The sequence below is a fragment of the Rhizobium sp. SVR5-2C genome (assembly GCF_056755115.1).
Map to the genome: position 1 here is coordinate 19,700 of NZ_JBNDHT010000034.1, position 22,053 is coordinate 41,752.

The 22,053-nt window shown below is 59.6% G+C and carries 19 protein-coding genes and 1 pseudogene; 16 read left to right on the forward strand and 4 right to left on the reverse strand.

The features are described from left to right. Positions 1-234 precede the first annotated feature (234 nt). Positions 235-879, reverse strand: coding sequence for a two-component system response regulator MctR (mctR, locus tag ACPYOI_RS12400; protein ID WP_481415450.1), 645 nt, complete (start codon positions 877-879; stop codon positions 235-237). Then, a pseudogene (gene mctS, locus ACPYOI_RS12405) lies at positions 876-2,262 on the reverse strand (two-component system sensor histidine kinase MctS). Before mctS ends, mctR begins: the two are co-directional and overlap by 4 nt. Positions 2,263-2,662: 400 nt before the next feature. Between mctS and ACPYOI_RS12410 the strand changes: the two are divergent. The 9 genes from ACPYOI_RS12410 (at position 2,663) to ACPYOI_RS12450 (ending at position 10,839) form a co-directional block, all read left to right on the forward strand. Further along, positions 2,663-3,544, forward strand: coding sequence for a MurR/RpiR family transcriptional regulator (locus tag ACPYOI_RS12410; protein ID WP_481415448.1), 882 nt, complete (start codon positions 2,663-2,665; stop codon positions 3,542-3,544). A 110-nt stretch (positions 3,545-3,654) separates the two neighbouring features. Continuing rightward, positions 3,655-4,656: an ABC transporter substrate-binding protein gene (locus ACPYOI_RS12415; RefSeq protein WP_481415447.1), complete on the forward strand. Its 1,002-nt coding sequence runs from the start codon at positions 3,655-3,657 to the stop codon at positions 4,654-4,656. Between the two features lie 70 nt (positions 4,657-4,726). Continuing rightward, positions 4,727-6,445, forward strand: a complete 1,719-nt coding sequence (locus tag ACPYOI_RS12420) for an ABC transporter permease (protein WP_481415446.1) — start codon at positions 4,727-4,729, stop codon at positions 6,443-6,445. Next, positions 6,442-7,488, forward strand: coding sequence for an ABC transporter ATP-binding protein (locus ACPYOI_RS12425; protein ID WP_481415445.1), 1,047 nt, complete (start codon positions 6,442-6,444; stop codon positions 7,486-7,488). Before ACPYOI_RS12420 ends, ACPYOI_RS12425 begins: the two co-directional genes overlap by 4 nt. 34 nt (positions 7,489-7,522) lie before the next feature. Further along, positions 7,523-8,278, forward strand: a complete 756-nt coding sequence (locus ACPYOI_RS12430; RefSeq protein ID WP_481415444.1) for a COG4280 domain-containing protein — start codon at positions 7,523-7,525, stop codon at positions 8,276-8,278. Then, positions 8,275-8,517: a hypothetical protein gene (locus ACPYOI_RS12435; protein WP_481415443.1), complete on the forward strand. Its 243-nt coding sequence runs from the start codon at positions 8,275-8,277 to the stop codon at positions 8,515-8,517. Before ACPYOI_RS12430 ends, ACPYOI_RS12435 begins: the two co-directional genes overlap by 4 nt. Before the next feature lie 536 nt (positions 8,518-9,053). Further along, complete coding sequence (locus tag ACPYOI_RS12440) at positions 9,054-9,254, forward strand: DUF2905 domain-containing protein (RefSeq protein ID WP_481422907.1); 201 nt, start codon at positions 9,054-9,056, stop codon at positions 9,252-9,254. A 99-nt stretch (positions 9,255-9,353) separates the two neighbouring features. Further along, a complete protein-coding gene (locus tag ACPYOI_RS12445) occupies positions 9,354-10,205 on the forward strand; it encodes an FkbM family methyltransferase (RefSeq protein WP_481422908.1) in 852 nt (283 codons plus the stop codon). A 151-nt stretch (positions 10,206-10,356) separates the two neighbouring features. Next, the gene (locus tag ACPYOI_RS12450; RefSeq protein ID WP_481415440.1) at positions 10,357-10,839 is read left to right on the forward strand and encodes a hypothetical protein; all 483 of its coding nucleotides are present in this window, start codon (positions 10,357-10,359) and stop codon (positions 10,837-10,839) included. 675 nt (positions 10,840-11,514) lie between these two features. Here ACPYOI_RS12450 and ACPYOI_RS12455 read toward each other — a convergent pair. Beyond that, positions 11,515-12,657 carry a glycosyltransferase gene (locus tag ACPYOI_RS12455; protein WP_481415439.1) on the reverse strand — a complete coding sequence of 381 codons (1,143 nt, stop codon included), beginning with the start codon at positions 12,655-12,657 and terminating at the stop codon, positions 11,515-11,517. Between the two features lie 177 nt (positions 12,658-12,834). Here ACPYOI_RS12455 and ACPYOI_RS12460 point away from each other — a divergent pair, with 177 nt between their 5' ends. The 7 genes from ACPYOI_RS12460 to ACPYOI_RS12490 all read left to right on the forward strand — a co-directional run bounded on the left by ACPYOI_RS12460 (position 12,835) and on the right by ACPYOI_RS12490 (position 18,708). Further along, positions 12,835-13,179: a hypothetical protein gene (locus ACPYOI_RS12460; RefSeq protein ID WP_481415438.1), complete on the forward strand. Its 345-nt coding sequence runs from the start codon at positions 12,835-12,837 to the stop codon at positions 13,177-13,179. 184 nt (positions 13,180-13,363) lie between these two features. Further along, positions 13,364-14,410 (forward strand): glycoside hydrolase family 25 protein, encoded by a 1,047-nt coding sequence (locus ACPYOI_RS12465; RefSeq protein ID WP_481415437.1) that lies wholly within the window; start codon positions 13,364-13,366, stop codon positions 14,408-14,410. Between the two features lie 282 nt (positions 14,411-14,692). Continuing rightward, the gene (locus tag ACPYOI_RS12470) at positions 14,693-15,115 is read left to right on the forward strand and encodes an EF-hand domain-containing protein (protein WP_168833083.1); all 423 of its coding nucleotides are present in this window, start codon (positions 14,693-14,695) and stop codon (positions 15,113-15,115) included. Positions 15,116-15,377: 262 nt separating this feature from the next. Further along, positions 15,378-15,830 (forward strand): hypothetical protein, encoded by a 453-nt coding sequence (locus ACPYOI_RS12475; RefSeq protein ID WP_481415436.1) that lies wholly within the window; start codon positions 15,378-15,380, stop codon positions 15,828-15,830. Between the two features lie 30 nt (positions 15,831-15,860). Continuing rightward, on the forward strand, positions 15,861-17,129 hold the full coding sequence (gene tolA / locus ACPYOI_RS12480; RefSeq protein WP_481415435.1) for a cell envelope integrity protein TolA: 1,269 nt from the start codon (positions 15,861-15,863) through the stop codon (positions 17,127-17,129). A 290-nt stretch (positions 17,130-17,419) separates the two neighbouring features. Then, the gene (locus tag ACPYOI_RS12485) at positions 17,420-17,839 is read left to right on the forward strand and encodes a helix-turn-helix domain-containing protein (RefSeq protein WP_481415434.1); all 420 of its coding nucleotides are present in this window, start codon (positions 17,420-17,422) and stop codon (positions 17,837-17,839) included. Positions 17,840-18,399: 560 nt separating this feature from the next. Next, positions 18,400-18,708, forward strand: a complete 309-nt coding sequence (locus tag ACPYOI_RS12490) for a hypothetical protein (RefSeq protein ID WP_481422909.1) — start codon at positions 18,400-18,402, stop codon at positions 18,706-18,708. A 127-nt stretch (positions 18,709-18,835) separates the two neighbouring features. Here the strand turns inward: ACPYOI_RS12490 and ACPYOI_RS12495 are convergent, their stop codons facing one another. Continuing rightward, positions 18,836-22,051 (reverse strand): efflux RND transporter permease subunit, encoded by a 3,216-nt coding sequence (locus ACPYOI_RS12495; protein WP_481422910.1) that lies wholly within the window; start codon positions 22,049-22,051, stop codon positions 18,836-18,838. Between the last annotated feature and the right edge of the window lie 2 nt (positions 22,052-22,053).

Sequence of the window (22,053 nt, forward strand, 5' to 3'; positions counted from 1 at the left end):
GGTTCCAGTTGTCGGCGTGGAAGGTAGTTCCGTCAGGCAGCGGCCACCGGGGGCCTTGCCAGGTTCAGTGCAGCAGGTTTTCCGCTGAATCGAAAGCAGGCATCATGCATGGAACTCCTCCCAACAGCCCCGTTGGCGAGGCGTGAGGAACTCCTATGCCGCCGGTTTTCGTGCGACAAGGTGTCGAAAGAGACGAAATACGCCGCCCTACCCAGAACTGGGTAGGCGAGGGCTTTACCCGATCTTTTTAGCAATACCGCGGTCGATCGCATAGCGGATCAGGCCAGCCGTCGTGGCGATGCCGAGCTTTTTCTTGAGGTTCTTGCGGTGCGTTTCGGCCGTGGCCGAGCTTATCCCGAGCGTTTCGGCGATCTCCCGGTTGCTACTTCCGGCACCGATCAGCCCCAGAATGTCGCCTTCGCGCGGCGTCAGCGGGTCGCCATCCTCCTCCGTGCCGCGCTCCATCAGCACGTCGACGACCCCCGATGAGAAATAGGTTCCTCCGCCCGCCACCGTCTCGATGGCCGAGACGATCTCGTCCGTCGACACGTCCTTGAGGACGTAGCCGGCAGCACCACGCATCACCGAAGAGGAGATATACTCCCGGCTGTCATGCATGGAGAGCATCACGATTCGTGCCTCCGGAAGTTCTTTCCTAAAGACCTCGATCGCTTCGATGCCGCTTAGCTTCGGCATGTTGATGTCCATCAGCACCACCTGAGGCTGGACCTGCCTGCCGATATCAAGACCCGACTGCGCAAGCCCGGCCGTGCCGACGACCTCGATACGGTCGAATGTTTCGAGCACCGCCTTCAGCCCGTCCAGCACGAGCGGATGGTTGTCGATCAAGAGCACCTTGATTTTCGGCGGTTGGTTCATGCGGCTTGGGCCTTCTGACGAGCGGACAGATTGGCCGATTTCGGCATCATTGCCGTCAGCGTCGTACCGGTCGTGCTCGTATTGATCAGCAATCGACCACGGAAATGGGCCATGCGCTCCTGCATGTTGCGAAGACCGAGACCGGATGCTCCTAACCCGACGCTCTTGCTGCCATCGAATCCGGTTCCATTGTCAGAGATCATCATGCGCGCACGCGCGGCGTCGCTCCAGAGCTTGACTGTAAGCCGATTGGCTCCCGAATGCCGCTCGACATTGTTGAAGGCTTCCTGGGCGACCCGATAGAGAGCAGTGCTGGCCTCGGGCTTCAACGTGTCGATAAAGCCAGCGGCCTCGATATTCGTGTCTATTCCTGTGCGGTCAGCGAAATGATGGCATAGGGCTTCGAGTGCGGCGGTAAGGCCGAGATCGTCAAGCACGCGGGGGCGGAGATCGTGCGAAAGCCGCCTGATTTCCTTGATGGCGCCGTTCAGCGCCTCGACGCCGCGATCAATGGTGAGGGCGGCATCATCGACGTTCGTCCTGACCTTGCGGCCAGCAAGATCCATGGCATAGCGGACGCCCAAGAGGTTCTGAGAAACGCCGTCATGCAGCTCGCGCGCCAGCCGTGAGCGCTCCTCTTCCTGAGTATCAATGACCCGTTGCGTCAGTTCCTTGAGTCGACCGTCGGCGATACGACGTTCATGGAACGTCACAAGCATGCAGGTGGTGAAAACGACCAGCACCGCCGGCACCGCGATCAGCGCCACGATCACGAACGTCTCTTTAATGTTGGAACGCATGCCGTCATTGGCGGCGGCACTTTGCGCAAAGACGTCGTCGAGATAGACGCCCGTCCCGACGACCCAATGCCACTTGTCGAGGCTAACGACGAAGGACAGTTTGTCGGCGATCTGCCCGGTCGAGGGCTTCTGCCATTTGTACTGGTGCAGTCCGCCCCCCGCTTTTGCCGTTGCGATCAGTTCGGCAATCACTTTGTCTCCGTCTGGATCCGTCAGGGCGAGCCAATTGCGCCCGTGCCGAAAGCTCTGGCGCGGATGGACGATGTTGTTGCCGTCATAGTCATAGACGAAGAAGTAGCCGTCCTTGCCATAGTCGAGTGAGGCGAGAATTTCCGCCACCTTATCCTTGGCGGCCTGATCGTCGGGGGCGGCATCGTGGTAGGTCGTCTGGATGGCCGACACGGCGAGATTGGTGAGGTTGAGAATTTCCGCTTTCCTTGGCTTCCAGCATGTACTGCTCGAACGTATCGATGCTGTTCTTGGCGAGATTGGCCGATTGCCAGGTGATGAAGGCGGTGATCGCCAGGATCGAGATCACGAGCGGGATGATCGCAAGTGCGATTATCTGGTGCCGTAGGGTCAATTGAGCATCCTTCCATGTACCGCCTCGTAGCCTTGGCATTAACGACGGATCGCCCCGATAAGCCCGGCTAGTAAGGGGCAACGACGGCACGGGTCAAGTCCGGACAAACATCTGCAGGCTACCAAGCGGTGCGACTCGCTACGCGCGCGTAGTGTCACCGTTCGCGCGCGCGCTTCGGCTATTCCGAAAGCAGGCAACGACACCATCCCGGTCGCGTTTTCCGGTCGAGATAACAAGGTGGCGTTTAAACCGCGATATTTCAATGCGATGGACGTTACTGGTCGGCGGCAATCCTGACCGGCCTCATGCCGCGCACTGCGCCGTCATCTTCCTGAAACATTTATTTCGGATAAGGACGACCTGTAGCAAACGCAACAATGCCACTTGGATGACAGATCGAATGACTTCGGCGGAAAATTCCCTTGACGAGCGGATCGAGGCAGCTCTGCCCGCCATGTCTCCGGCAGAACAGAAGATGGCGTCGTTCTTCCGCACGCAGAAGGAGACGGTCCTCCTGATGTCGGCCGCCGAGATCGCTGAAAGGGCGGGGACCAGCGACGCCACCGTCGTACGAACGGCCCGGTCACTTGGCTTCGAGGGTCTCTCCGGGCTGCGCGAAGCCATTCTCGCCGATCTCACCGGCGGAGGACCCGAGGGGCGGCTCAAACGCACGCTTGAAGATCTAAGCGAGTATCCGGATGGCGTTCTTGGTCACGTGCTGAAGGCCCATCGCGAGAGCCTTGAGGTGATGGCTTCATCGGATTTCTCGGATGCCTTCAGGCGCACCGTCCAACTGCTCTTTTCGGCCCGCCGGCGCTTCGTCTTCGGCATTGGTCCCTCCGGCAGCGTCGCCGACTATGCCGCCTTGCAGTTCAACCGGCTCGGGTTGCCGACCACCGCTTTGTCTGAGAGCGGAATTGGTCTGGCCGACCGTCTGCTGACGATCGGGGAGGGCGATGCAATCCTGATGATTGCCTATGCGCCCATCTATCGCGAAGTCTCGGTTCTTCTCGATCACGCTGAGGAGAACAATGTTCCGGTCGCCCTGGTCGGCGACAGCCTCGCGCCTTTTGTCCGAAAGCGCGTTGTCGAGGTTCTGCCCGTGCCACGCGGACGGGCGGACCATCTTGCCATGCATGGAGCTACCACTGTCCTCATCGAGGCGATGATCGTGGCGCTTGCCGCACAGGATCGATCCGCGGCGCTCGCCTCGCTGGAGAAATTCGGCGCCCTGCGCGGCGCGATCGACAAGCTGTGGCTGAAGAGAGGCGTAAAAAGGTAAAGTACGCTTGAAGAAGAAAACGTCTGCACTGTAATATAATTGAAATATTGTCATGGTATTGCTGCGGAGCATTCTTTGCTTCCAATAAAGCAAACTTTAAGGATAGACAAATGAGCAAGTATTTATTCGCTGGAGCGTTCGCATCCGCTTTGCTCGGTGCGATCGTCCCTTCAAACGCCGCGGACCATCTTATCGTCTACTCGGCGCTCGATACGGTTGATGCGGCCACCAAGGCGTTCACCGAAAAGACCGGCATTCAGGTCGATCTGGTTCGCCTTTCGACGGGCGAGTTGCTCGGCAAGGTCGCTGCAGAAGGCAACAACCCCAAATTCGACATCCTTTGGGTCGAGGGTTCGGCGGTCATGAGCAGACTGGCGGAGCAGGGCATTCTCAAGCCGGAGCCGGGCCTTGCCGACAAGGTCGATTATACTGACCTTGGCCGCCGCCTTGTGCCGCAGAGCCAGGCCTACTTCCCGGTCACCGTCTCGACTACGGCGATCGCCGTCAACACGAAGAAGATCGGCGATGCCGCACCGCCGAAGAGCTGGACCGATCTGGAAAAGTTCGCCGGCAAGGTTGCCGCCAAGGATCCGAACCTCTCCGGTCCGGCCTTCCAGTGGCTCGCTAGCTATTTTGCCGACAAGGGCGTCGATGCCGGCAAGGCGGAGCTCGAGAAGATCCTGACCAATAGAGCGCTCAGCGGTATTCCAAGCGGCGGCGCGGTGAACAAGTCGCTGGTCACCGGCGACGCGAGCCTGGCGATTCAGCAGGATACATCGATCTATGCGCTGATCGCCCAGAAGGAGCCGATCTCTGTCGTCTACCCGTCGGAAGGCGTCGTCGCAATTCCTTCCAGCGCAGGCATTGCCAGCGTCTCCACGCATGAGGATCAGGCGAAGGCCTACATCCAGTTCCTGCTGACGAAGGAAGGCGAGACAGCAATGCTGCAGACTGAAGGCGGCGACGGCTATTTCGCACCGGTCATCAACGGCGTGAAGGGCAATGGTGCCCGCGTCGACAACACAGCTACTTGGCAGATCCTCGACGACAAGATGGCCTCCGCAAACGAGACCGAATGGAAGCAGTGGTTCCGCGACCAGTTCGTTCCCTGATTACGCCCGAGGCGCGGTGTTTTCGCCGCGCCTCTTTCAACCAGAGACGCTGAGGCTTTTCGGTGCTGGAATGACGATCTCCTTGAATATCGGTCGACGAAACTGGGGAGGCAGTGCGCCGCTTCTGTGGCTTGTCGCCTTCGTGCTGATCGGCCTGCCGCTCCTGTTGGTGCTGGCACAGGCTGTGTTGCCGAAGCTTTTCGATCCGGTCGCTCCGAGTTTCCAGCCGGAGCTTACAGCGCTCGGCAGGCTTGTCGGTTCTCCACGCCTGTTTCGCGGCATTCTCAACACAATCCTGCTCGGACTGGCCGGCGCCGTCGTCTCGACGGCCCTAGGCACGGCCCTGGCACTCGTCCTGACACTCACCGATATCTGCTTGCGGCGGGCTTGGCTTGCGCTGCCCTGGATCGTGTTCGCGATGCCGAGCTACCTCAAGGGGCTCGCTTGGGTGCTGCTCATGTCCCGCGGCGGCTATCTCGTCTATCTCGGCGTTCTCACGCCGGAGGGAGCCTCTGCCTTTTTCGGCCCGCCGGGCCTCTTGATGGTGATGGCCTTGGCGCTGTTCCCGGTTCCCTATTTCATCGTTCGTTCGCGGCTGCAGGGGCTCGGCGGAGAATTCATCGATGCGGCGCGCATGGCCGCCGCGCGACCGCGCCAGACGATCCGGCGGATCATCGTGCCGATGCTATTGCCGGCCATCGGCCTCTCGCTGTTGACGACCTTTGCGGAGATCGTCGGCGATTTCGGGATAGCCAATACGATTGCGCGATCCATGAATTTCGGGCTGCTGACCTATAACATCTACGCGGCCACCGCGAGCTTTCCAGTCGATTTCGCTGCCGCCGGTGCGCAGGCACTGTTGCTTGTGGTGCTCGTTTCCGGTTCTGTTGCGGCAACGGCGCTCAGTGGTGCCCAGCGCGAAACCCGCTTCCTCTCCGGCCGCAACCGGCAGCTCGTCCGATACCAGCTGGGTGCCTGGCAGCCATTCGCGGTCCTTTGCCTTGCAATAGGTTCACTTGGCGCGGCAATACTGCCGTTGTTATCGATTGTTGTGCGGGCTTTCACAATCTCTCTGACAGATGGGCTGTCCCCGGGAAATTTCTCCCTTGATGCCATGCGGACAGTGTTCGACTCCGCAAGCGTCGCCGGTCAGGCGCTCGTCTGGAGCTTCGTCTATGCACTGCTGGCTGCCCTGGTTGCCGTGGCGTTCTCGACGCTGTTCGCCTATCGAATCTCACTCGCCTCCAGCGCGACCCGCCTGCTTTCCGCCGGCCTCGCGATGGTGACCGTCGCCATTCCCGGCATCATCCTCGCGTTCGGATACATTCTTCTCTACAACCGTCTCGCCGGCTTCCGCGATCTGGGGCTTTACGGATCGCGGCTGCTGCTGGTGATCGGCTATGCCGCCGCCGCGCTGCCCTATTGCCTGATCTTCCTCTGGGCGGCGCTTGACCGGTTGGGGAGCTCGCTTGGCGAAGCTTCGCGGCTTTCGGGCGCGGACCCCATGCAGCATCTGCGGCGCATCGTTCTGCCGCTCATTCGCAGAGCTGTCGTCGTCGCGTTCGGGGTGACGATGGTTCGTTCGCTCTTCGAGCTGCCGATGTCGCAATTCCTGATACCGAGCTCCGGCTCGGCTCTGCCCGCTCTGATCGTCAATGACTTCACGCAGGACCGGGATGCCGTTGCCTGCGCTCTGGCGCTGACAGCGCTTTGCGCCGTCGGCATCGTGGCTGGAATTGCCGCCCTCTTTCGAAATGAACGCGATCCCGCCAAGGAGGCCGGACGATGACCCACCCCGCACTGGAATGTTCTTCTCTCGTCAAATCGCTTGGCGGCAAGTTGGTGTTGAACGACTTGGCCGTATCGGTTGAGCCGGGCGAGGTGGTTGCTCTCGTCGGGGCCAGCGGTTCGGGCAAGTCGACACTGCTTCGATCGATCGCCGGTCTTGTCTCACCAGATAGCGGTGAAATCCATATCCAGGGCGACCTCATGTGGTCGCACCGCGGGGAGGTGCCCGCCGAGGACCGCAATGTCGGGCTGGTGTTTCAGGACTATGCCCTGTGGCCGCATATGTCGGTGCGCCAGAACCTGAGCTTTGGCCTCGAAGTGCGCGGGCTTAAGCATGAGGAGATCAAGCGGCGGGTCGACCACGCGCTGGAAATCACGCAGCTCGGATCTCTTGGGGCACGGCGGCCAAGCGAACTTTCCGGCGGACAGCAGCAGCGCGTGGCGATCGCCCGCTGCCTTGCGATGCGGCCGCGCCTGCTGTTGCTCGACGAACCTTTGAGCAACCTTGATGCGGCGCTGCGTGATGATCTCAGGTCGGAGATGATGCGGCTCATCCGCGCCGAAGGCATGACGGCTGTCTATGTGACGCATGATCAGGTCGAGGCCATGGCTGTGTCCGACCGGCTGGCGGTGATGGACCGGGGATCGATCGTGCAGTTTGCGTCGCCGCAAGCCATTTATGCCGCGCCGGCGAACGCTTTCGTCGCCCGCTTCCTCGGCGGCTTTTCGCTGATCAGCGGCACGGCCTACGACAACCGTTTCGCCGTCGGCGGCAATGGGGGCGTGCTCAGCCACAGCTCCAGTGGAATGAACGGCTCGGCCATGCTCGTCGTCCGCCCGGAGGACGGCCGGCCAGTAGACGAGCATCCCGACAACCATCTGACCGGCGAGGTTGTCGACAGCGCATTCCACGGCCGCTGCTGGCGTCTGCAAATCAAAGTCGGTTCCGACGTTGTTCGACTGGATTGGCCGCGCAGGGAGGTTCCCGGCTCGCCTCTCGCCTTCTCCCTTCCGCCGGAGCGATGCACCGTACTTCCGGCCTGACCCGCTTTATTGAAGACTGATATGGACAAATGAAATGACAACAATAACAAGCATAGGCTCGACCGTGACGGCGGCCTTCCTCGGTTCCTTCGTGGAGGTCGTCGAGGCCTTCACCATCATCCTTGCCGTCGGCGTGACGCAGAGCTGGCGTCCGGCCTTCATCGGCACAGGCCTTGCGCTTGCGGTCCTCGCCATTCTGGTCCTGGCACTCGGGCCTTTGCTCGGCCTGATCCCGATCGACCTGATGCAATTCATCATCGGCACGCTGCTGATCCTGTTCGGCCTGCGCTGGCTGAGAAAGGCGATCCTTCGAGCCTCCGGCTTCATCGCACTGCATGACGAGGAAAAGGCGTTTGCCGCCGAGACCGACAGCCTCCGCCGGCAAGCAGCCGAGGCGAGGGCGAATTTCCTTGCGGGAACGGCGGCATTCAAGGCTGTCCTTCTCGAGGGCATCGAGGTCGTCTTCATTGTGATCGCCACCGGAGCGGGTCAGGGCATGCTCGGCTATGCCAGCATGGGTGCTGCGGCCGCTTGTATCCTCGTGCTTGTCATCGGCCTATTCGTCCACAAACCGCTCTCCACTGTCCCGGAAAACAGCCTGAAATTTGTCGTCGGCCTGCTTCTCAGTACATTCGGCATCTTCTGGGTGGGTGAGGGCCTCGGCGCCGAATGGCCGGGCGCCGATCTTTCCCTGCTGCCGATCCTTGCCGTGCTAGCGATCTTTTCCTCCGTCGCCGTCAGGATGCTGCGCAATTATCACAATGCCCCCATGGAGCCCTCTGCCCAATGAACATTCTCAAAATCGTTTTCAAGGAACTCCTCGGAATGTTCATAGATGACGGCGCGCTGGCGCTGTTGTCTCTGATCCTGATCGCCGCCATCGGGCTTTTGGTGAAGCTCGGCTTTGTCACAGCCCTGATCGGCGCCCTGATCCTTGCCGTCGGGTGCCTGCTGATCTTGGCCGAGAGCGTTTTCAGAGCGGCGAAAGCCAAAGTCCGAAGCGCGCGTCAGGAGGCGCAGGCCGTGTAGAGCGGATCGGTGGGGCGGTGATCGTCTTGAGGTCGTCGGTGAACTCGGTCTCAGAGAAGGCCTTTCGGTAGCGCTCTGATCAGGCCGCTCCGCTACGTCCGGACTTTGCACGCCAGTTCAAACAACCGGAAACGAAAAAGCCTGCCGCGGGAGGAGGTGCGGCAGGCTTTTCCAAAAGAACCGATCAGCAACCTGGGAGGAGGAGTGGCGCTGATCCCGAGAGCGACCTGGGAGGAGGACGGTCGCACACTCGCATCGAAGTTCTGCGGGAGGAGGTGCAGCACTTCGATGAGTTGAATATACAAGGATTGCGCTCAAATCATAGGCAGGAATTCGCAATCCAGCCATGCGCTATGCGCGTGGCGAATAGGTCACTATACCTTCAACTGCCAGCATCGGGCGCTTTATCGGGCGCGCCCTGCCGTAGCGAAAACGCAATATGGGCGGCTCGTTTCTTGCCAAGGGCCATTTGGACTTAGAGCGAGGCTGGTTTAGATTGATCCGTGTCAATCGAGGCAGGAAGCATGGGAGCTACCATGTCCCGGACGCTGATCACCATTGGTCTTATAATCGTTGCGCTCGGTATTCTCTGGCCGTGGCTTGGGCGTCTCGGTCTTGGGAGACTACCGGGCGACATTCTGGTCCAGCGCGGGAGCTTCACGATCTATATCCCTATCGCCACCGGCCTGCTTGTCAGCATCGTGCTTTCCGCGCTCCTCTGGCTGATCAATCGCTAGAAGACCGCTTCCGCGAGCAACGCAGGCAGAATTTGACAATCTTAAGTTTGCCGTTCTTTCGATCTACCTAATAGACGGGCTGATGGAGGAGGGGGCTGCATGCCAAGGCGCGGCAAGTTCTTCTATTTCATTGTCAAGTCGATGGACGTTTTTCAGAGGATATATATGAGGCTCTACACGATATTGAGCCCATCTTCAGAAGCGTACACGGTTTTTGACGCCAGGATGCTCTGCAATTCTCGAGACTTCGTTCAACGACGAATCAGGTTCTTCGGTATATTTGAACATAACCTCACGCACTTCACCCTTTCCAGGCTGAAGCAAGGTGATGGTTATGCAGACATCGGAGCGAATGTCGGCTATTACTCGCTGCTCGCGTCAAAGAAAGTCGGCGCTGATGGTGTCGTCGTCTCGGTGGAGGCTGATCCAACCACCTTCACGAGACTTCAGACGAACCTTTCACTAAACGACACGGGAAATGTAAGAGCGCTCAATGTTGCCGCAACAGAAGAGCCATGCACGATTTCCATCAGAAAGGGCACCAAGCACAATGCCGGCGCCAATGCTGTAGCCGTAGATGCATCCGGTACGATACCAGGATTGCCGCTGAAAAGGATTCTCGGCGACGACATTGGGAAGATCAACTTCATCAAGATAGACATAGAGGGTTCGGAAGGACCCGTCCTCAAGTCTATCCTTGATGACGTTGATCGATTTCCTGCCGACCTAATCGTCGCCTCGGAAGTAAGCGATGACTCTTCGGAGTTTGTCGAAAAGTTCATCAAGGCGGGATTCAAAGCCTATGCCATCAGCAATATCTACACGGTCGATTATTACCTGATCAGGTCGTATCTCCGCCGGATCGGTGATCCATCCACTTTCGATATCGTCGAAACCAACAGATTTTTACCCGGTCAAAACGATTACGTTTTCGAGCGCATGCATGCTTAGGCGCTCCCGCCCTGCTTCTTATAGTAGCTCAGCCACCTGGATATCCGACGCGCCAGTGGGCGTGTCAATTCGGCAAGTGACAGATACCGCACCGGGCTATTGCGGCTTCATAATCTCGAGTTCAACTCCCAGATTAGATAGAGGATGGTCGATGAGGGAGCGATTTTGCAGGAATCTGAAAGTCACCGGCTTTTCCGCAGCCATATCTTTCTTGTCCTTCGTGCCAGCCCTGGCAGAGTGCAGGTCAGCGCTCAACAGCCCCGAGTGGCCGCAAATCGCCAGGGCGATCGGCTCCGCGCAACTGTGTGAACAACTTCCGCTGGGTCCAAACCACACCGCGAGATTTCAAGTGCTGTCGGTCGATATCTGTTCGTTGCCAAGCGGCGCATCGTCTGTCGTCGCAAAGGCTTTGCTGACTTGTGAGTCAAGTTCAGATTCACTCTTTCAGACGCCTCCGCTCGAGGGCGAAGTTGTAGCCACGGTGACGCTTGATATTGGCGCGTGCAGGATAACCGATGCAAATATTCAGATCAGCGGCGAACTCGGCGCGCTTCTGTCCGGGCTGGAGGAGACCCAGCAGTTCGCCCGGGACTGGGCGCAGTCGCAGTTAACTAGACTTTGCCGTCTGCGCTGATCGATACAAGCTCCGCCGAGATGCGTTAGCGTCGGTGCTTTGAAAGAAAAGGGGAGGTCGCTGGGGGGAATGCGACCTCCCAATGGATCGAAGCGATCCATTGCCAAGGGAGGGAGAAAAACACCAGAGCTCAGAAGCCTGGTCACCCGCCTCATGCGAGAGACGGACATGAGGCAGTGGTGATAAGGTACATCCGGTTTGCAAATAAAGGTATTATACTCCGGTATATGAGCGCTACGCCTTGGCGTGGTCGCTGGACGCTTGCGATCTCGTCGCGAGAACATCCCCCAACAGCATACCTGCCCGCTACCATGGCTTTTCGATCAGAAGGGCGTTCCGAGCGTTCACCCAATTGGATTATTGCGGTCGTTTTATGCTTAGGTTCTAATATGCTCTCTGATATGAGCACCGGGGGAAGCGGTGATGAGCATCGAAGACTTGGAAGCCTTATCTCGGAAAGAGTGGGGTCGTGTGCTCGGCTGTCGGCCGCGTGAACCTCGTCGCGCGGAAAAGCCTTCGCAATTGGAAACCAGTTCCGGAAGGCCTGCAGACGGTCATTCACCAGTGACGGAACAGCCTTCATCAACGCAGCGGATACAGAGTGGACCAAGCCGGGTTGATCCGGACTAGGCCGTGCCCGCGGTTAAACAAACGCCCGGTGGAATTTTGGGGTCTTCACATCTGGACAGCCGGTGCCTCACTCAATCGGGAACCTTGCGGACCGATCGTCATCGTATTGCCCCGCCATTCAAATGTCTTGCCCAACCAGCTTCGCATCCAAATGATAGGCATCATAACGTCTCTGGCTATCATGGCGACAAGCGACATGGGCGATAGATGCCAGTTCTTGCTCTTTGCCAGTGCTAGCTCTGGCAAGTAGACGGCCGCAAGAACCGCGACGGTACTCGCAGCCAGGCCGGCTCCCGACAGGGGGAGGCAGAACACCAGAAGCAGTGGTGGCAATAGTCCAAGAAAGATTTCAGCCGCGAAATAGATGGGAAACGTAACACGTCTCAGCCTTGCCCATCGGCATTGCCTTGACCATATATCCCGGACAGTCCGCTGGCCGAGCGGCTGATCGAAGGGCGATGCTACCAGATGAACCTTCAATCCGAGACCGTTGACCAGCTTTGTCGCTGCAGCGTCCTCGGCAATCTCCGCCGCCAGGGCTTGAATGCCTCCCCGGCGGTCAAGCGTCTCCTTGCGCCAAAGCATGCTTTTGCCTTGCGCAAAGCCAAAGCCCAGCGCTTCACCCGCATATTGCCAGCGTGCCTGATGCGTGTTGAGAAAGGCGCATTCGACCTTTGCCCAGAACCCTTGGGGCCGAGCGCCCAGGGGCGTCGAACAGACAAGACCGCTGTCGCTTCGCCATGCAGCCATCAAGTGGTGGAGATAGTCCGGAGGCATCAGAACGTTGGAATCGGCGAGGACGATCCAATCATGGGCGGCTGCATTCCAACCCTTGAGGCAGTTGTTGAGCTTCGGGTTGGCACTGAAACGGTCGTCTCCCACCAGCGTCCGGGATTTCACGGTCGGATGCTCTAAGCGCGCGCTTTCGATCGCTGCTACCACTGGGTCGTTTCGGTCAGCGACACAAAAGATGAGCTCGTAGTCCTGCCAGTCCAGGCGATGGGCGCAAGCGATCGTTTCCTGCGAGAACTGTTCGAGGCCGCAAACCGGAATGACGATAGAGACCGGAGATCGCGACGAGAGATCAGGTGTAACAAGACCACGTCGTGAAATCCGCCATCCGGCAATCATCAAACTTATGATGTGAATCGCCAGAAGGAGACCGACGACGGCAAGCATGTAGAGCATCGGCAATTCCAAGAGTGGAAGCGGCTGCAAAAATCACATGAATCGCGGCGCGACAGGTCAGAGATCACCATTCTCACATGACACTATGATGACGTGCGGCGTTCGGGCAGGCATTGGCTATCGCCTGTCACAAAGGTCATGCTTAATGGCGGTAGCGCCAGCGTGGGAGGGATCATCATGACGCCGCGCCAGTTCCGCAGGAACGCAGTCACGTTCTGGTTGGAAGCCCCTTTCGTGATGTCGCTCCGGCTCCAGCAGATGCAGATTGCGACGCTGACGGGTAAAGCCCAGGATGCGGCGGAACTTCAGCGGATGGTCGTGGAAAAACTCGCAGCCACTGCAGAGAGCGCGGTGGCGGTCAATATGGCGCTGTCGAAGGCTGCTTTCGACGCGACGATCAACTTGATGATGGGCAGACGTCCCTCAGTGACGAAGACTCACGACGCGGTCGTCGCGGCTGCTGTCAAACCCTTTGGTAAGCGTGTCCGCGCCAACAGCCGTCGCCTGGCTAACAAGAAATAAGACGGTCCCGTTCGCGAAGTCCCAACCAGGGGCGGCCGGACGATCCCTCTTGGCCATCCTCTCCGTTCAGCCACTTAGGCAACGGCGTCGTTAGGATTCAGTCTTTTTTGGTAATTCTCCGGTAAGCATCTCCTGTTCATGACGCGGCTTCTGCCGCCGGCAATTGTTTTGTGTACGGGGGCATATGCGTCTAGCGGCCGTTCCAGCAATATTTCTCGCCTCGCTGACCCTATCGGGCTGCGCATCCAATACCGGTCCGGAAAGCCTGGTAGCCGGATTGCCGTCGCAGGAAACGACGAGTTCCGTCGTCCGACCGGCCGCCCCGGTGCCTGTAGCAGACGTAGGCCAAACCTTCGCGCCGGCCGCTCCGCAGCAGGAGGTCCTTGCCTGGGCGGGGCCGGTTCCGCAACCGCAGGCCTTCGTGACGGCACCAGGAACGGCAGCCATGCCCGTTCCGGCGGAAAGGCCGACTGCGGCTTTCGCCCCAGTCGCCCCCGTCGACCCCGCGCCCCCCGCGATCGATCCGTCTCCGAGGACGCAGATTTACAGCCGCCGTTTCCGCGACGCCAAGCCCATCAATTTTGGTTCCGCCTCGCCACGGAAGCTCGCCGTGCACGGTGTCGACGTTTCGCGCTGGCAAGGCGGGATCGACTGGGTGAAGTTGCGGACACAGGGCGCGAACTTCGCCTATATCAAGGCGACCGATGGCGGCGACCATCTTGATCCGATGTTCCGGAAGAACTGGCGCAACGCCAAGGAGGCCGGGCTGAAACGCGGCGCCTATCACTTCTTCTACTGGTGCCGGACCGCCGGGGAGCAGGCAGACTGGTTCATCCGCAACGTCCCGCGGGACGCGGACGCTCTTCCGCCAGTCATTGACGTCGAGTGGAATGGCGAATCGAGCTGCAGGAAACAGCCTTCGCGGGCGCGGGTGCTGGAGAAGATGCAGGTCTTCATGGACAAGCTCGAGCGGCATTACGGCCAACGCCCGATCATCTATACCGCTCCGGACTTCTACCGAGACAATCTGAAGGGGGCGTTCCCCAACTATCACTTCTGGCTGCGCTCGGTAGCCGCTCACCCCGCCAAGGTCTATCCGGGACGAAAGTGGCTCTTCTGGCAGTATTCGGGCTCCGGCCTCTCGCATGGCGTCGAAGGCAGGATCGACCTCAACGTATTCCATGGCAGCGAGGCGGAGTGGCACGATTGGGCTGAAGCATCGGCCGGCTGAGCGAATCGGATAAGAAAGCGGCGGTTCTTCGCAATGCCTCTACGGTCCTTGCCCGGCCAGGTTCCCGAGCGCCATAAAAATCATAGTCGTCGCGTCGTTTGATCTGGCCGCGACAGAGGCTGTTCGGGGTAGTACTTCACGGCATCGGCTGCATTGGGCCGACGCATTCATCCTTTTCAGTTGTAACGCAACTCGCCAATTCGCGTTTTTGGCAAGGTCCGGACAAGTATCGGCCTACAACTTGGCCTTGCGTAAGGTCAGCCAGAAAAGGATATCATTTTTATGAAAGTAGGATCTGACAATTCCGTTTACAGCCTGTTCGTCCCGAAGGCGCGCAAGAGTCCGTCCGTGAAAGATGAGGGCATGGAGGTGTCGCCTCAACAGCCACCAAAGGCGCCGCCACTGCGAACCGATGATGAACTTGTCGCTGAATTCCAGGCGCGCATGGCCCGTCAGGCGATGGAATGGGCAGATACAAACAAAGACGGCACGCTCACCAAGAGCGAATATCTGGATGGCCAAACGCGCCTCGCCGCACTCAACGACAGGCCCTACGATGCAAGCTATAATGAGGACCGGTGGGCAAAACTCGACACGACCGGTAAGGGCTCCGTCAATGAGGACGAACTTCGCGAAGGTTTGGCCAACATCTTCCCGGTAAAGGTTGGGCATCTGGATCCAAACTATCGACTACCCAAGTCCTGAGGCCGCTTAGTGGCCCCTGAATGATGGATTTGACCGTCGCGAAGGAAATGACACGCGGCGGTCATCGGCACGAGATCTGCTAAAAAGCCTCGGGATCCCCTTCGACGCCTTGTGCCTCAATCGCCTCGGTGTTGCGCAACTGCAATGCTTCGCCACCTGCTGGTTCTCCAGCGAATTGTAGAGCTGTAGCCGCTCTGGCGAATGCCGTTCGTCTCTGATATATGACTATTTAAGTCAAGTTTCAGAAATGGATGGAGAAGTGATGTTGGCGGCAAGCAGGTTTGCAACTTTCGTGGCGGGCGGATTGATGGCGGCTGGAAGCATCTCGCCCGCCTATGCACAGGATGCTGCCGCGGCCCCTCTGGCTCCCGCAAACGCCCTCGAAGTCGAGCTCAACGCCCTGACGCCCTCGCAAAAGGGCTGCATGATGACCTTCGTGGCGCTGAACAAGCTGGGCTCACCGGTCAACAAGATTTCCTTCGAGCTCGCCTTCTTCAACGACAAGAACACCGTCGAAAAGATCACCGTTCTCGATTTCCGCGATCTGCCGCAGGGCAAGAAGCGCGTGCGCCAGTTCGACATGCCGAACGTCAAGTGCGAGGCGGTCACCCGCATCCTGATCAACGATACGCCGGTCTGCGATGGTCCGGCGCCGGGCGAATGCATGAAGGGTCTCGTCACCCGTTCGCAGATTTCCGTTCCCTTCGAAGGGTGAAGAATGGCGCCGGGGGCCGGGGAAAGGCAAATGGTAGTTTCAGCGAAATCCAGGTCGCGGCACGCGTTCTTCGCCGAGCAGGACGCGGGCGGTTCGAACGACAACCCGCCGGGGCTCCTTCCCGGGCACGAGATGCCGGAACTGCGCAATGCGCCGCGCCAGCCTGCTGGCGAAGCCATCATCCATTATACCCGTTTCGCTCAGATCGAATGCTTCCCGGAACATCCGCAAGGCCCGAAGGCTGGTGCTGCGGATGCGCCGCACATGGTGCAGTGCGCAATTGAAAAGCAGGACGCTGCGCCGAAGCTCCGCAAGCGCAATGTCGCCGTAGCGTGTCTGACGTCGTTTGCCTTTCATGCGATACTTTTCACCGTGCTTACCGTCGGCTTCGTGGTGACGCCGCATGAGCCGGAGGAGGAGGCGGGCGAGACTGTCAGCGTCGTCATTCTCGGCGATTCCGAGGCCGACCAGGCGTCTGCCGGCGACCCCGACCTGCAGGCAGAGCCGCAGCCCGAAGAAGTGGTGGCCGAGACCGTTCGGCCGGAAACGATTCAGCCCACCGAAGTGCAGCCGGAAAGGGCGGAACCTGTCGAAGCCGAGCCGGTTCGGCCGGTGCAGGAAGTGACGCGGGCCTCTGCGGAGACCGTCACGGCTACAGAACCGGAAGTCCTGACCTCGAATGTTCCGATGGAGACCTCCGTTATCCAGCCGATGGCGACCGAGATACCGGAAGAGGTAAAGCCCCTTGATCCGGTGGAAACTGCGGAAGCCCTGCCGGAGCCGGTGCAGCCGGAAGAGATGCCGATGTCCGCAACGCCGAAGGCCGTGCGGCCGGTCGAAAAGCCAAAGGCGGAAATGAAAGAGCCGCCGAAGAAGGTCGAAAAGAAGGTTGCCGGCTCGCAGGGTGAGAACAAACAGGATTCGAAGCGTGGCGCGAACGACGGCGAAGAACTTGCGAAGTCGAACCAGAACTCCCGTTCAGCCGGCGGTTCGGATGGAGCAGGCAGTGCGGCTGTAGCCAATTATCCGGGCAAAGTTCGATCCCGCATCAATCGCGGCGTAAAGGTGCCAAACGAATACAAACGCATGGGCCGTTCGATGTCGGTACGCGTCAAGTTAACGATTGGTGCCAATGGTTCACTTGCTGGTTTGTCCATAACGCAAAGTTCTGGATTTCTACAGTTGGATCAGGATGTTGCAGCTGACATTCGCCGTCTCTCCCCATTTTCGCCACTGCCAGCCGACTGGGGCAAGCCGACTTGGACGTTTGACGTGGGGGTCCAGGTCACCGGCCGCTAAAAGTCGCGGGAGCGGTCAGGCACGTATAAAAGCTCTTAAGCTCGTGTATAGGTCATCCCCTCCTTTTTAATAGTTGGAGCCTTTCTCCCGACAATAGCAACGGGCAGGGAGGGTGGTGTAACAGTAATAGTCCGGCTTACGTCCATTTGCAGGAGGTGCAGGCAGCGGCCTCGTCTGCGGCCGCTGGATGCGGTGCAGTAAGCTGAGCGATTTGGGACCCGAAGGGCGGCCGGCCCGGCTTACCCTGGAACAGGTGCCATTCAGTAGCGCGCCTCCTGGGAAATAGTGAAATGAACGCAAAAACTCCCAATGCAATCGACGTCCATGTAGGTTCGAGAGTGAGAATGCGCCGGTTGTTGCTCGGTCTCAGTCAAGTGCAGCTGGCCGAACAGATCGGCGTTACCTTTCAGCAGGTGCAGAAGTACGAAAAGGGTATGAACCGCATCGGCGCAAGCCGGCTGCTGAAGATTGCTGAAGTTCTCTCCGCGCCGCCAAGCTTCTTCTTTCAGCAGGACGAAGCATCGCCACAGCGGCTTGATGGAGACGGAATTTCGGACAGCGCCGATCCAGTAGGCGAGTTCCTGCGCTCGAAGGAGGGGCTTGCCCTCAATCAGGCATATCTAAAAATTACAGATGCAAAGGTGCGGGAGAAGATCCTTTCGCTGGTCAAGGCAATGGCGGCCGCCGAAACCGAAGCCCTCGCAATGTGACCATCGTTGCCGCATCGCACAGGATCTGCGCGGATCAAGCGGCACTCCAGCCGATGCTCGAGTTCAAAAACATGTGCAGCTTCCGACGGCGGCATTTGTTATCCGCGCAAGCACTGTCCGAAGCAGGCTGACATTCCACAGTCAATATCGCCTCTCAAATTTCAACAGAACCGCAGGGTCGGCACTGAGCCATGCCCGGAGTGTAACGGGACGGGGAAAGATGCCGCGCCCTGACCATGGGTCTATGATTGGCACAACCTCTGTATAATTTCGCGCGGTGCGACGGAATGGTACCTTCTCATAGCTTCATCGGCGAACTCCCCCGATGAGGCGTTCAGTACAGCCTCGGTGCTTCCCCCACCCCCCTCGCGCACCGTGGCCAGCGGATATCGTATCCGCATTGACCGCCTCCTTCAGCCGGGGCGGTCTTTTTTTGGGCGCTCGTGTCGTTTCACGCGCGATTCCGGCCGCAGTGCCGGCGCGGAATTCAACACCTCTCCAAAATTTGCTTTGAATGCTGCGGGCGCCGCTGCTTAACTGGCTTCAGGGGAGGACCTTCCATGAAGAGCGTGATCCTAGCCGCGGCGTTTTTGCTCCCGTCATCAGTCCTTGCCGTCGAGGCCGTGAACGTCGATGCCCGGGCTCATACCTGCAACCAGCTTGCGCAGATCATCCGTCAACAGAAGGCCGTTTTTGTTCGCGTCGGCTTCGGCGGCCGCAGCTTCCGCTATCCGCCAGCCCGTTGCCGGTTGGGTGATAAGCGCGACACGACCAGTTTGCGTGATGCCAACGGAAAGATGTGCATCCTCGATTACGCCTGCGTGTACGACCCGGCATCATCCTATAATTGGTCCTTTGGTTCGCGCTGAGAGGTGAGTGCGGTGTCCTTCGGCGGATCGCCGACGATCTCGCTTCGAGCGCCGGATGCCCGCCTCGTGGAGGAAGGCAAGATCCCGAGCTGAACCGGACTTTCCTCCGTCAGGCGGCCGCTTTGCGCTAACTCGAATCGGCACGCCTTTGCGTGGAACTCGCAACCTGATCGGGCTCATGTGGCCGCTCACCCGCTGGGGCAGCCGCAGCGGGCTGCGGCTGCGAGCCGCCAGCAAGCTTATGCGCACGTTCCCGGAGCGATTGAAAGACCACATAGAGGGCCGGGATGATGAAGATCCCGACGAGGGCGGCCACCAGCATGCCGCCTGCAACACCCGTGCCGACCGACCGGCGGCTGAGCATGCCAGCCCCCTGCGCGATAACCAGCGGGATCAATCCGGCGATGAAGGCGAAGCTGGTCATCATCACTGCCCGGAAGCGGGTCCGGGCGCCCTGAATGGCCGCATCGACGATGCCTGCACCTTTCTCCCGCTGGAACTTGGCAAATTCGACGATCAGGATCGCATTCTTGGAGGCCAGCGCAATCAAGACCACAAGCCCGATCTGGGCGTAGATGTCGAATGACAGACCCGCAATCAACACTGAAAGAAGAGCGCCTGCGACACCGACCGCCACCGAAAGCAGAACCGGGATCGGAATCGTCCAGCTTTCATAAAGAGCGACCAGGAAGAGGTAGGCGAAGAGGATGGCGAGCGCCAGGATCACGGTGGTCTGGCCAGCCGCCTCGAGCTCCTGAAGCGCTGTTCCGGTCCACTCGAAGCTGTAGCCTGCCGGAAGCGTCGCTGCCGAAAGCGCTTCCATCGCAGCAAGCGCCTGGCCCGACGAGACGCCGGGGGCCGGCTGGCCATTCAGCGTGATGGAGCGGTAGTTGTTGTAACGCACGATCGATTGCGGGCCTACGATGTAGTCCACGCGCGCCACGGATGCGACGGGGACCATCTCGCCGGAGGCATTGCGGACATGCAGGCGTGGAATGTCGTTGACGGAATCGCGATCTGTCTCGGCAGCCTGTAGATTGACCTTCCAACTGCGGCCGAAGAGGTTGAAGTCATTAACGTAATACGATCCGAGCGTTCCCTGCAGCGTGGCGAACAGATCGCTGACTGACACCCCAAGAGCCTGCAGGCGATCGCGATCGAGATAGAGATAGAGTTGCGGAGAGGTTGCCGAGTAGGTGCTGAAAGTCGGCCCGAGCATCGGGTTCTGGTTCGCCGCCACGATCAGCCCGCCGGCCGTCGCGGCCAGTTCCGTGGGTGGGCGTCCCTGCAGGTCGAGCAGTTGATATTCGAAGCCGGAGCCGCTACCCAGACCGAGGATCGGGGGCAGGTTGAAGGCGAAGACCTGAGCGCCCCTGATTGTCGTGCCCTTGGCCATGGTGGCCGCTATCGCGGAATCGACCGAGGCGGCTGCGCTCTCGCGCTCGGCGAAGGGCTTCATGGTCACTACGGCAAAGCCGCTGTTCGATTTCGCCAGGCCATCGAGAAAGCTGTAGCCCGTGACGCTGATGACGTTCGCGACTCCTTCGATGCCGCCCAGCAATGTTTCGACCTGGCGCACAATCGTGTCGGTCCTGTTGTAGGACGCGCCATCCGGCAGACGGATTTCCACAAAGAAGGCGCCTTGGTCCTCGCTCGGCAGGAAGCCGGTCGGCACGACACGGAACAGCCAACCGCTGGCGCCAATCGCGATCGCCAGCAGCACGAGGCCGACAATGGCTCTGCGAGCGATATGCTCGGCGACATACGCATAGCCGTCGCGGCTGCGGTCAATGCCGCGCGAGATCCACCCAAGAAGGCCCCGTTTCGGTCCGTGGTGCGGTTTGAGGAGGATTGAGCACAAGGCCGGACTGAGCGTCAGGGCATTGATCGCAGAAATCACCATTGACACCGAGACGGCGACCGCAAACTGCTGGAAGAGCTGACCGCTGAGACCCGGAATGAAGGCGACGGGCACGAAGACCGAAAGCAGGACGAGGGTGATCGCAACGATCGCGCCGGTGATTTCGCCCATGGCAAGGCGGGCTGCCTCCGGCGCACGCATGCCAGGATTCTCCTCCATCACCCGCTCGACATTTTCGACGACGACGATTGCGTCGTCGACAACGATTCCGATAGCGAGTACCAGCGCCAGCAGCGACACGGTATTCAGCGAAAAGCCCATCGCCAGTATGACCGCAAAGGTGCCGATAAGGGCTACCGGAACGGCGACCAGCGGTATCAGCGTCGCACGGACGCTGCCCAGAAAGAGAAATACGACGACGATGACGAGCACGAACGCCTCGATCAGCGTATGGGCGACGTTCTCCACACTCGCCTCGACGAATTCGGAGGTGTCATAGGAAATCTTGTAGGTGAGACCCTCCGGAAAGGCGCGGGAGAGGCGCTCCATCGCCGCCCTGACACCCTCTGCTGCGGAAAGCGCATTTGCGCCGGGAGCCTGATACGTCCCGATCATGGCGACCGGCCTGCCGTTGAAGCGCGCGCTGGAATCCGAACTCGCTGCTCCGAGCTCAACCTTGGCAACATCGCGAATGCGAACATAGGAGCCGTCGGGCTGTGCTCGCAAGACGACGTTTCCGAACTCTGCGGGATCGGTCAGCCGCCCCTGGGTCTGCAGGTTGAGCTGGAACAGCGGGTCGTTCGTCATCGGCTGGGCGCCGATACGGCCGATGGCGGCCTGGACGTTCTGCGCCCGTAAGGCGTTGATCACATCCGTTGGCGTCATCTCGAGGCTAGTGAGGCGATCGACGTCGAGGACCACGCGCATCGAATAGTCCTGGGCCCCGAACATCGATGCATCGCCGACACCTGGCACCCGCTTGAGCGTATCCATTATGTTGATGGTCGCGTAGTTCGAAAGAAACAGCGAATCGAAGCTGTCGTTCTCGCCATAGATGGCGATCACCTGCATCAGGGCGGAGGATTTCTTGCGGACGCTGACGCCGGTCTGCTTGACCTCGGATGGCAGGCCGGCTTCGGCGAGCGACACGCGGTTCTGGACGTTGACAGTGGCGATATCCGGATCCGTCCCGACGGCAAAGCTGACCGTCAGGTTGTAGGATCCGTCAGCGCCGCTCGTGGATTTCATGTAAAGCATGTCGTCAACGCCGACGACCTTGCTTTCGATCGGCTGAGCGACGGTCGCTTCGACCACTTCGGCGCCGGCGCCGGGATAGTTAGCCGTGACACTGACCTGCGGCGGGACGATATCGGGAAACTGGGCGATCGGCAGTCTTGTCAGCGCAATCAGGCCGGCGAGCGTCAGCACGATGGAAATGACGGCGGCAAATCGCGGGCGATCGATGAAGATTGCGGAGATCATGG